Origin of the sequence: Gordonia rhizosphera NBRC 16068 (assembly GCF_000298195.1) — a bacterium.
Lineage (GTDB): Bacteria > Actinomycetota > Actinomycetes > Mycobacteriales > Mycobacteriaceae > Gordonia > Gordonia rhizosphera.
In genome coordinates, this window is sequence record NZ_BAHC01000193.1 from 26,786 (window position 1) to 37,523 (window position 10,738).

General features: G+C 66.0%; 10 protein-coding genes. 4 read left to right on the plus strand and 6 right to left on the minus strand.

Translation table 11 applies throughout. The features are described from left to right. Positions 1-35 precede the first annotated feature (35 nt). The 3 genes from GORHZ_RS23530 to GORHZ_RS31285 all read left to right on the plus strand — a co-directional run bounded on the left by GORHZ_RS23530 (position 36) and on the right by GORHZ_RS31285 (position 3,366). A complete protein-coding gene (locus GORHZ_RS23530) occupies positions 36-2,279 on the plus strand; it encodes an LCP family protein (protein WP_040533193.1) in 2,244 nt (747 codons plus the stop codon). A gap of 93 nt (positions 2,280-2,372) precedes the next feature. Further along, positions 2,373-3,035 carry a phosphate signaling complex protein PhoU gene (phoU, locus tag GORHZ_RS23535; RefSeq protein ID WP_006337553.1) on the plus strand — a complete coding sequence of 221 codons (663 nt, stop codon included), beginning with the start codon at positions 2,373-2,375 and terminating at the stop codon, positions 3,033-3,035. A gap of 187 nt (positions 3,036-3,222) precedes the next feature. After that, positions 3,223-3,366, plus strand: coding sequence for a hypothetical protein (locus GORHZ_RS31285; RefSeq protein ID WP_169330693.1), 144 nt, complete (start codon positions 3,223-3,225; stop codon positions 3,364-3,366). A gap of 76 nt (positions 3,367-3,442) precedes the next feature. Here the strand turns inward: GORHZ_RS31285 and pstB are convergent, their stop codons facing one another. From pstB to GORHZ_RS23565, 6 genes are all read right to left on the minus strand, one after another. After that, on the minus strand, positions 3,443-4,219 hold the full coding sequence (pstB, locus tag GORHZ_RS23540; protein WP_006337554.1) for a phosphate ABC transporter ATP-binding protein PstB: 777 nt from the start codon (positions 4,217-4,219) through the stop codon (positions 3,443-3,445). Positions 4,220-4,256: 37 nt separating this feature from the next. Further along, positions 4,257-5,183: a phosphate ABC transporter permease PstA gene (gene pstA / locus GORHZ_RS23545; RefSeq protein ID WP_006337555.1), complete on the minus strand. Its 927-nt coding sequence runs from the start codon at positions 5,181-5,183 to the stop codon at positions 4,257-4,259. After that, positions 5,180-6,271, minus strand: coding sequence for a phosphate ABC transporter permease subunit PstC (gene pstC, locus GORHZ_RS23550; RefSeq protein WP_040533196.1), 1,092 nt, complete (start codon positions 6,269-6,271; stop codon positions 5,180-5,182). Before pstC ends, pstA begins: the two co-directional genes overlap by 4 nt. A 42-nt stretch (positions 6,272-6,313) precedes the next feature. After that, entirely contained in the window at positions 6,314-7,432 is a 1,119-nt protein-coding gene (pstS, locus tag GORHZ_RS23555) for a phosphate ABC transporter substrate-binding protein PstS (RefSeq protein WP_006337557.1), read from the minus strand. 233 nt (positions 7,433-7,665) lie between these two features. Beyond that, positions 7,666-8,589: a mycothiol synthase gene (mshD, locus tag GORHZ_RS23560; RefSeq protein ID WP_006337560.1), complete on the minus strand. Its 924-nt coding sequence runs from the start codon at positions 8,587-8,589 to the stop codon at positions 7,666-7,668. After that, complete coding sequence (locus GORHZ_RS23565) at positions 8,567-9,358, minus strand: winged helix-turn-helix transcriptional regulator (protein WP_006337561.1); 792 nt, start codon at positions 9,356-9,358, stop codon at positions 8,567-8,569. Before GORHZ_RS23565 ends, mshD begins: the two co-directional genes overlap by 23 nt. 146 nt (positions 9,359-9,504) lie before the next feature. Between GORHZ_RS23565 and GORHZ_RS23570 the strand changes: the two genes are divergently transcribed. Continuing rightward, positions 9,505-10,422 (plus strand): LmeA family phospholipid-binding protein, encoded by a 918-nt coding sequence (locus GORHZ_RS23570; RefSeq protein WP_006337562.1) that lies wholly within the window; start codon positions 9,505-9,507, stop codon positions 10,420-10,422. Positions 10,423-10,738 lie beyond the last annotated feature (316 nt).

Here is a 10,738-nt window from a genome sequence, read left to right on the forward strand (position 1 = left end):
CACGCTTCATCGGGTCGGGGCAAGGGGATCAGCAGTTGAGTCGTAGGACATCGGGACCGGACGAGCCGTCCGACGAGGGCCGCACGCCCCGTCGCAGCCGGCGCGCCCGACGCTCGGGTGGTGCCCACGACTTCCGGGAGATGTTCGGTGACGCACCGAGCAACGACGCGCCCGCCCACGGGTCACTGCATGAGCCGCGCGCCACCGATCGGTATGTCCGAGGCCGTACCCGGCTGACCGTCCGTGAGCTGATGGAGCAGATGAACGCGGCCGGCGAGGCCGAGGCATCCGCTGCGCCCTCCTCACCGCAGACGGCATCCACTCCGAAGTCGACACCTCAGCGGACCCCGACGCCCCCGCCCGCGACGCCGCAGCCGCGGGCCGACGAGAACCCGACCGAGGTACATCGGTTCGACGATCTCGGCGGCCCCGCGAACGACAACGAGCTCACCCAGAAGATCCCGCCGGTCCGGTCGTCGGGTCCGGTCGGCGACGTCGGTGTCGATCTGTCCGACGACGCGACGCGCAAACGGGTCACCGAGGAATCACGTGGTCAGGGCCCGGCAGCACCCGTTCCGCCGACGGCCGACGTGCCCGGGCCTCCGCCGCCGCCCGACCTGCCGGTGCCGCAGCCGACGCCCGACCTACCGGTGCTGCAGCCGACCCCTGACCTGTCGGAGACCGTGGCACCGCGGCCGCGTCCGCGGCGCCATGTCGGCCGCGCCGAGCGCCGACGCTCCCTGAGTCACAGCGCCACCGTCACCGGCCGGATCATCGTGGCCGCCGCATGTGTCATGGCCCTGGTGGGTACCGGGTTTGTGTGGGGGTATCTGCAGTCCTGGAACGGGAACTGGAAGACCATCAACGCGGTCAATCCCGAGGACTCCAACATCCGCAAGAAGGAAGCCCAGTACGGCGACGAGAACTACCTCATCGTCGGCACCGACACCCGCAGCGGCATGAACTCCAAGGTCGGTGCGGGCACGACCGCCGACGCCGGTGGCGCACGATCCGACACGATCATCCTGGTCAACATCCCGGCCAACCGCAGCCGCGTCGTCGCGGTCTCCTTCCCGCGTGATCTGCAGGTCGACCGGCCCGAGTGCCAGACGTGGGACAACGACACCGGTACCTACGGTGATCCGCTGCCGGCGGCCTACTCGGTGAAGCTCAACAGCGTGTACTCCGACGGCGGGCCGAAATGCCTGGTGTCGGTGATCACCCAGATGAGCGGTCTGAACATCAACCACTTCATCGCGATGGACTTCTACGGTTTCGAGAAGGTCGTAAAGGCCATCGGCGGCGTCGAGGTGTGCTCGACGACCCCACTCTACGACTACGAACTCGGCCAGATCCTGCGCAAGGCGGGTACCCAGAAACTCACCGGGCGACGGGCGCTCAACTACGTACGGGCCCGCACCATCGCCTCGGAGGGCAACGGCGACTACGGCCGGATCAAGCGGCAACAGCTGTTCATGTCGTCGCTGCTGCGGTCGACGCTCTCGGGCAACGTTCTGTCGAACCCGACCAAGCTCAACAGCATCGTCAACACCTTCATCGAGTACAGCTACGTCGACGGCGTCGACACCCAGTCGCTGCTCGACCTCGCCGAATCGATGCAGGGCATCGAGGCCGGGCGCGTCACCTTCCTGACGATCCCCACGTCGGGTACGTCGACAGACGGGATGAACAACGAGATCCCGCGCATCGACGACATCGACGCCATCTTCAACGCCATCATCGACGACCAACCGCTGCCAGGCGAACAGGCCAAGAAGGTGGCGGCGTCGTCGAGCAGCCAGTCGAGCAGTAAGTCGTCGTCCAGCACTGCAGCCACCTCGACGACGGAAGCCGCCCCCACCCGTGTCACGGCGACCGCGCAGTCTCCCGGCAACGTGGGTGTCCGTATCCTCAACGGCACGGGCCGAAGCGGTGTCGCGACGGAGGTCTCCGATCAGCTGTCGCCGCTGGGCTTCGATGTGCGCGGCGTGGCCGACGCTTCGGAGAACCGTGTGGACACGGTCGTGCGTTACGGTCCCGGCGAGCAGGACTCCGCGGCGACACTGGCGATGATGTTCCCCGGTGCGTCGATCCAGCTCGACCGCACGGTCAAGTCCGGTGTCGAGGTAATTCTGGGCACGGACTTCGATGGCACGCTCGCCTCGGCCCCGGATACCGGTACCACCATCTCGGTCCCGCAGCTACCGCAGTCGACGAATCCGTCGAACCTGCCGAACGACCTCGCGGTGACCAACGCCGGCGACACCACATGCTCCTGACCACACGAGATACGCACTCCGGACCCATCCGTTCATAGGGTGTTCACCCGCACAAATCCGGGTTCGCAAGTGCTACCCAGTAGGCTTATCGGCATGCGTACCGCCTACCACGAGCAGCTCGACACGCTCAATCTGATCCTCGGCGAGATGTGCGAACTCGCCGGCACCGCCATGGCCCGCGCCACCCAAGCCCTCCTGCAGGCCGACCTGGCGATCGCCGAGGAGGTCATCAGTGGCACCGACAAAATGACCGAGCTGTCGGCGCGCGCCGAGGAGCAGGCCTTCGCCCTGCTCGCCCTACAGGCGCCGGTGGCCGGCGATCTGCGCGGCATCGTCAGTGCGATGCAGATCGTCGGCGACGTCGATCGCATGGGGGCCTTGGCCCTGCATGTCGCGAAGGTCGCGCGACGCCGCCATCCGGCCAAGGCGCTGCCCGAGGAGGTCAACGGCTACTTCGCCGAGATGGGGCGACTGGCCGTGCAGATGAGCGAGAACGCTCGCGACGTCATCCGGTCACAGAATCCCGACGAGGCCGTCCGCCTGCAGGACGACGACGACGCGATGGACGACCTGCACCGGCATCTCTTCACGGTCCTGATGGACCGCGACTGGAGCCACGGGGTGGCCGCCGCGGTCGACGTCACCCTTCTGGGTCGCTACTACGAGCGGTTCGCCGACCACGCCGTCTTGATCGGCCGCCGGGTCCTGTTCCAGGCCACCGGAAAGACGCCGGAACAGTTCCTCGAGGTGTCCTGACCCACCCCCTCTCGGTCGAGTAGCGAGCGAACGCAGTGAGCCCGCGGATCTACCCTCCTACTCGATCCGCAGGACATGGCCTGCGACACGGCGTGATCCAGACCACCCACCGTCGGGTCTGAAATCATCCTCACGACACCCCGGTCGCAGTTTCTCAACGCGTCTGACCTCGGGTTATGGTGTGCGAATGGCTCAGCACCCCTCTGCGGAACCACACCCCGCCTTCGACGACGAAGCCGCCGCCGCAGCCCATCGGCGGCAGATCCGGGTCTATCTCGGGATCACGCTGTCATTGATCGGGCTGCTGATCGCCCTGGTCCTGAGCATGTGAGCAGCTCCCAAAAAAATGTAACGGTGCCGGGCACATGGCGTGCCCGGCACCGTTGCTTGGAAGATGAGGTCCCAGCTCAGCCGAAGCGGCCCGAGATGTAGTCCTCGGTCTCCTTCTTGGTCGGGTTCGAGAACATCGTCTCGGTGTCGGCGATCTCCACCAGCTGCCCGGGCTGTCCCACGGCTTCGAGGTTGAAGAACGCGGTCTGATCGCTGACGCGGGCGGCCTGCTGCATGTTGTGGGTCACGATGACGATCGTGTACTCCTTCTTCAGCTCCTGCATCAGGTCCTCGATCGCCAGCGTCGAGATCGGGTCGAGAGCCGAGCAGGGCTCGTCCATCAGCAAGACGTCGGGGGACACCGCGATCGCGCGGGCGATGCAGAGACGCTGCTGCTGACCACCGGAGAGGCCACCGCCCGGCTTGTCGAGGCGGTCCTTGACCTCCTCCCAGAGGTTCGCACCACGCAGGCTGCGCTCGCACACCTCGGCCAGTTGCGCTTTGTTGCGCACTCCCTGCAGCTTGAGTCCGGCCACCACGTTGTCGCGGATCGACATGGTGGGGAACGGGTTCGGGCGCTGGAACACCATGCCAATAGTGGTCCGCACAGCGGTCGGGTTGATGCCCTTGGCGTAGATGTCCTCACCGTCGAGCAGCACGCTGCCGACCGCATACGCGCCCGGGATCTCCTCGTGCATACGGTTCAGGGTCCGCAGCACGGTCGACTTACCACAGCCGGAGGGCCCGATGAACGCGGTGATGCTGTGCGGCGGAACCGAAAGGGTGACGTCCTTGACGGCATGGAACTTGCCGTAATAGACATTCAGGTCTTTGATGTCGAGGCGCTTGGCCATGTCGATGCCTTACTCGTGTTGCGTGGGCGGCGAACCGCTACTTGGTCTTGGGGGCGAGGTACTTGGCGAGCATCGCCGCGATGATGTTCAGGATCGCGATGATGATGATCAGCGTGAGAGCCGCTCCCCAGTAGTAGAAGTCCGATGCCGGCTGCGCCGCCGACCACATGTCCTTGATGAACAGCGGCAGTGATGTCATGCCGCCCTCGAACGGGTTGGTCTGCACCTGCGAGCTGGCGGGCCCGGCCAGAATCAGCACCGGGGCCGTCTCGCCCATGATGCGGGCGATCGCGAGGAAGATGCCCGACAGCATGCCGGACATGGCCGTCGGGAGCACCACCCGCATGATGGTCTTCCACTTGGGGATGCCAAGTGCGTAGGACGCCTCCCGCAGCTCATCCGGGACGAGTTTGAGCATCTCCTCGGTGGAGCGCACCACGATCGGCACCATCAGCAGGATCAACGCGAGACTGACCATGAAAGCGCTCTGTCCCATGGACAGGCCGATGACGAACACGGTGAAGATGAACAACGTGGCGACGATCGACGGCACACCGGCGAGGATGTCGACCATGAAGCTCACCGGCTTGACCAGTCTGGAGGTGGGGTACTCGACCAGCATGATGCCTGTCATCACCGCAATCGGCACCGAGATGACGGTCGCGATGAGCGCCTGGATCAGCGAGCCGATGATCGCCTGCGAGATGCCGGCGCCGTACTGCGTGGTCGTGTCCACCCCGTAGGCGTCACCGAACCACCAGTTCGGATCGGTGAGCGCCGGCGCGCCCTTCGAGATCACTGTGTAGAGCAGCCACACCAGCGGAATGACACCGAGCACGAAGCAGGCGGCGAAGATCCCGCCGGCCAGATTGTTACGGACCTTGCGGCTCGTTGAGACCTCGCGGAAGGCCGTCGGCGACGCCTTGACCGGCCCACCGGGGTTCGCGTCCAATGTCGCTGTCATCCGTTCACCTTTCCACCGGCGACAACGCGTGCGATGGCGTTGACCACGAACGTGAGTACGAAGAGGACCAGGCCGGCCGCAATGTAGGCACCGGCAGACGCCTCACTGCCGACGAACTCGCCAACGTCGCGGGCGATCTTGGAGGCGAAGGTGTCGCCGCCTTCGAACAGCGACCACTTCAGTCGCCCGACCGCCGCACTCAGGATGATCATCAGGGCGATGGTCTCGCCGAGCGCGCGCCCGAGCGCCAACATCGAGGCGGCAATCATGCCCGACCGGCTGTAGGGGAAGGCGGTCATCCGGATGACCTCCCACTTGGTCGCGCCGAGCGCCTGCGCGGCCTCCTTGTGGGCGGTCGGCGTCTGGCGCAGGACCTCGCGGGTGATGGAGGTGATGATCGGCAGCATCATGATTGCGAGCACGATGCCCGCGGTGAAGATGGTGCCGCCTCCGGCGATCGACGTCTTGCCCGACGCGAACAGGAAGAACCACCCGAAGGTCGAGTTCAACCACTCCGCGAACGGCGCGATAACCGGGGCGAGGACGTAGATACCCCACAGACCGAAGATGATCGAGGGCACCGCGGCCAGCAGGTCGATCACCGCGCCGAGCGGTCGCGAGATCCTATTCGGCGCGTATTCGACCAGGAACACCGCGATACCGATGGCCACCGGCGTCGCGAGAACCAGCGCGAAGAAGGACGTCAACACGGTCGCACGGAACAACTCCCACACACCGAAGGCGGCCGTACCGTTGGCGAAGTCCTGACCGCTGACATTCCATTCCGAGGAGAAGAGGAAGTTGGCGTTGTCGTCGATGATGGCCGGTACGGCATCGATCAGCAGCGATATACCGATCGCCGCGATGAGGACGATGACCAGGACACCGGTTCCCCTGGCCAGGTAGGAGAAGATCTGGTCACCGGCCTGCCCGCGATGACTGCGCAGACCCGGGTGGATCTGTTCCTCGAGTTCGCGCTCGTCGGGTGTGAGGTTCGGATCGGGTTCGGGCTGAGGCGGTGGCGCCGAGTCCGGCGAGCCGCTGCTCGCCGGACCCGGGCCGACACCTGTCGTGTCATCCACAGACATCTTCTTCGGTTGCTCTATCTCTTGGTTGTGCCCGAGCAGCAGCTACTGGATCGCATCGATCGAGGACTGCAACTTGGTCTGGAAATCCTGCGGAAGCGGGATGTAGCCCGCGGCCTGCAGGTCCGCGCCCTGGTTCTGCGGCGCCGACGCAACATTCAGGAAGGTCTTCACGCCCTGAGCGGTGGGGGTATCCGAGTACTTCGAGCACACGATTTCATAGGTTGCCAGAACAATCGGGTACGCGCCCGCCTGCGTCGGCTTGTAGAAGGACGAGGTGTCGATCACCATGTTGTGGCTGTCCGGGCCGTTCGCCAGGGTGGCCGACTCGATGGTCTTGCCGCCGCTCTCGGCGGTCAGTGCCACACCCTCGGGATCCTGGTCGGTGATGATCTTGGCCATCGACAGATTGTTGGACTGCGCGAAGGCCCACTCGACATAGGCGATCGATCCGGGAGTGGGAGCGACCGCGGAGCCGACGCCCGGGTTGCCCTGCTTGCCCTCGCCGACACCGCCGTTGAAGGTCTTGCCGGTGCCCTTGGTGTAGCCGCCCGCGGCGGTCAGGTACTTCTGGAAGTTGTCGGTGGTACCCGACTGATCCGCGCGGTAGAGCACGCTGATCTGCTCATCCGGCAGGTCCACGCCCGCGTTCTCGGCGGCGATGGCCGGATCGTTCCACTTGGTGATCTCGCCGCTGAAGATCTTGGCGAGCGTCGGGCCTGACAGCGCCAGGTTGTCAACACCATCGATGTTGTAGGCCACCGCGATCGGGCCGAAGACCAGCGGCAGGTTCCATGCCTCGGAACTGCAGCGCTGGGCGGCCGCGGCGGCATCTTCGTCCTCGATCGGCGAATCGGAGCCACCGAAGTCGGTCAGGCCCTGGTTGAAGTCGGAGACACCCTGGCCGGAGCCGCCGCCGCCGTAGGCCAACTCGAACCCGGGGCAGGTCTTGGCGAAAGACGTCGAGAAGATCGTCATCGCGTTGGCCTGTGCGGTGGAGCCGCTGGCCTTGAGGTCCTGCTTACCCTCACATTGGATGTCGGAGACCGCAGACGCGGCAGCGCTGTCGGAGTTGTTGTCCGCATTGCTGCTGCACGCACCCAGCACCATCACGGATGCCGCCATCGCCGACCCCACGGCGAGTCCCGATCGACTCAGCTTCACCTGGTTACCTCCATACTCATTTCATGGCGCGTCGCCCCCGCGACGTCACCGGGTCGTCTTGACCCTAGGGAGCGCTGGTGGACGGCCTCCACCGCTAAGGTGAACAGAAGATGAATTAGGACATCCTGGTCACACGTCCAAGAACGTGATGCCCGCCCCCCGGTCAGTCGCACGCCTTAATCTCTACGCGCAGACAAACGGCAGGACAATTGGAACGAGCGTCCGAGTGGCGATCAGCCGTAGGCGACGTCGACGGCGTAGCGCGTGAAGCCGAGTCGCGAGTAGGTGTGCAACGCGGCGGTGTTGTCACCCTCCACATACAGCTCGATCTCGTCGACACCTCGCCCGGCCAGGTATTTCAGGCCCGCGAGGGTCAGCAACCGCCCCAGTCCGCGGCCCTGCGCGCCCGGGTCAATGCCGACGATGTAGACCTCGCCCAGTGACGCCGACTGCATTTTCGTCCAGTGAAATCCCAGCAGGTGGCCGGGCGCGGCAACGTCGAAGGCGAGGAACAATCCGGCCGGATCGAACCAGGGACTGCGCACCCGTTCGACGATCTGCGCGTCGCTCCACCCGCCCTGCTCGGGGTGCCAGTCGAACGCCGCATTGTTGACGCGCAGGATCTCCGCATTGTCGGCGGGCCCGGCGTAGGTGCGCAGGATGATGTCGTCGGGCGCTTCGAGCGCGGGCAGCTCGGGCGCGTCGGACCCGACCGGACGCCGCATCTGCAGCAGCTCACGGCGACGGATCACGCCGACCGAGGCGGCGAGTGCCACCGCGCCGGGCAGGTCTCCATGGGCCCATGCCCGCGGACCCGGTTCGGCGCGCAGGCCGCGCGCGACGTCGAATGCAGCAGCAAGCAGTTCACGACCGAAACCGCGCCGACGCCTCGTCGGGTCGACGACGATCTCGACCATCGCCGGCTCGCCCGGCCTACCGACGATCACGTTGCCGTAGCCGGCTTCGGAGAAGATATGTCGCACAGTGGGATCCGGGGCGGAATCGATCGCCGACACGGCCTGTTCGGACAGGGGTGCCACCCCGTCGATCTCTGCGGCCGCGGCCACCAATTCGTGTGCGAAGCTGGCGATCTCGGCGGGCAGGCGGTCGACGACCGTCGGCCGTGCGTGCGCGTCAGTTCCCGTTGGCGCTGGCACTGAACTCCTCGTCGAACGGACCCTCGAGATCGTCGGGTCCGAAGTCCTCGGTGTCGTCCACCATCACGTCGACAGTGCCGTCGCCGCCGTTGGGCCGGCCGCGGCTCGGGCGCACCGCCTTGTAGCCGACGTTACGTACGGTCCCGATCAGGGATTCGTGGTCGTTGCCCAGCTTGGCGCGTAGGCGCCGCACGTGCACGTCGACGGTCCGGGTGCCGCCGAAGAAGTCGTATCCCCAGACCTCCTGCAACAGCTGGGCTCGGGTGAACACCCGCCCGGCGTTCTGGGCCAGGTATTTGAGGAGTTCGAACTCCTTGTAGGTGAGGTCGAGCGGACGGCCGCGCAACCGTGCGGTGTAGGTGCCCTCGTCGATCACCAGTTCGCCGAGGGTGACCTTGCCGCTGGCCTCCTCGGTGGTCATCCCGCGTGTCCGCACAACCAGCAACCGCAACCGCGCGTCGAGCTCCGCCGGGCCTGTGCCGGGCAGCAGGAACTCGTCGAGCCCCCAGTCGGCGTTCACCGCGACCAGGCCTCCTTCGGTGAGAACCGCCGCCACCGGAACCGAAGAGCCCGTACTACCCAGGAGTCGACACAGACCGCGCGCGGCGGCCAGGTCGGTGCGCGCGTCGACGATCGCGACGTCGGCGTTGCTCGCCTCCATGAGCGAGGAAACCTCGGTCGGCGCAACCCGGACCGTATGCGCAAGCAAGGAGAGAGAGGGCAGGACGGACTCCGGGTTCGGATCGGCTGTCAACAGCAAGAGATCCATGAACCACTCCGATCTCGTCGTCCCCCGACCCACTGACATGCGCGCATTGCCCGCGTCGTCGGGGACCTCTGTTGCGCACCGCACCTACGACGGATTGTTTACAACGCCTTACCGTCGTGTGCGCGATAGATGACAGAATAGCGCCAATGTCGCGTTTCGCTGTCAACCAGGCGCCCGGAGAGGGTCGGCAGCGGACGTTCGGGGCGGCCGGAAGGCCACGTATCGGCCGCCTTATCCTGGGTCTCGGCATCCTGTCAGTGATCGTCGTCACCGTTGTCAGCTTGTTGACCGACACCCTCCTCGCGATGCGGACCGAACACGGGCTGTCCCGTGCGCTGCTCACCTCACCCCGCCTCGTCTACGACCCCGAGGTCACCCTCGGCGGGTTCCCGTTCGTGACACACGCCCGCGGCGGGGACTTCACCGGCGGCGTCATCACCGCGCGTGGTGTGCCGGTGACCTGCCCACCACCCGATCACTGTCACGCCGAGCTGGGCGCAACGCTCGGCCCCTTCACCGTCGACGACGGGTTCGACATCGAACCGACCGACGACGTGGCGACGTCGTCGCTGGACGTCTACACGCGTCTGGATTCGGTCAACCTGGGCCGCATGCTGGGGATCATCGACCTCACCGTCAACACCCCGGCCCCCACCGGCAAGGCCGGCGCCGGCGGTCCGGGCGACGGCTTGCTCCGGCGGACCAGCGGCGTCCTGTTCACCGGCACCGTCGCTTTGCCCCCGATCGACACCGCGACCCGCTTCCCGCCGTCGGCTTCGGCGTATCCGGGGCCGACGATGAAGGTCAGCGTCACCGTCGACCTGTCCGTCGTCGACGGACGCCTGCACATCACGGCCACCGACTTCTATCGGGGACCCAAGGAGCATGTCGACGCCGACGTCCCCGCCGACCTGCGCGGCTACGTCCTGTCGCACTTCACTGCGACGCTCCCCCCGCTTCCGCTGCCCTGGGATGTACCCCCGACCACGGCCCACAGCGAGGGCAGCGACGTCCTGCTGGCCGGATCATCGGGCCCGACGACGGTTCGTCCCGTCGATTTCTGACCGCGGACGCTGACGAAACCGCAGGTCATCGGCCATCTGAGATCGGGTTTGGTCTGACGCAGACCCTGAAGTACCCTCGTGGGCATGCAACAGCGCCGTGAGTTCATGCTCACTCGCCGTCGTGCGATCGACTTCTGTCGGATCGCCAACTGTTGTTGTCGCCAGTCGGTGTAGCGCGAAGTTCTGACCTTCGCTTTCACCCTCTCGATGGCGGTCGGTGCGCCTTTCGGGCACTTCTGACATCCCGCGTCCATCTCGGACCCTCGTCGCCGGTTCACGGTAGCGCTCCGGGCCCTCATGCGGCCGCCGCTTTCAT

Coding starts and splice junctions, on each gene's coding strand:
- phoU (WP_006337553.1), top strand. CDS start 2,373: ATGCGTACCGCCTACCACGAGCAGCTCGACACGCTCAATCTGATCCTC.
- GORHZ_RS31285 (WP_169330693.1), top strand. CDS start 3,223: ATGGCTCAGCACCCCTCTGCGGAACCACACCCCGCCTTCGACGACGAA.
- pstB (WP_006337554.1), bottom strand. CDS start 4,219: ATGGCCAAGCGCCTCGACATCAAAGACCTGAATGTCTATTACGGCAAG.
- pstA (WP_006337555.1), bottom strand. CDS start 5,183: ATGACAGCGACATTGGACGCGAACCCCGGTGGGCCGGTCAAGGCGTCG.
- pstC (WP_040533196.1), bottom strand. CDS start 6,271: ATGTCTGTGGATGACACGACAGGTGTCGGCCCGGGTCCGGCGAGCAGC.
- GORHZ_RS23565 (WP_006337561.1), bottom strand. CDS start 9,358: ATGGATCTCTTGCTGTTGACAGCCGATCCGAACCCGGAGTCCGTCCTG.
- GORHZ_RS23570 (WP_006337562.1), top strand. CDS start 9,505: ATGTCGCGTTTCGCTGTCAACCAGGCGCCCGGAGAGGGTCGGCAGCGG.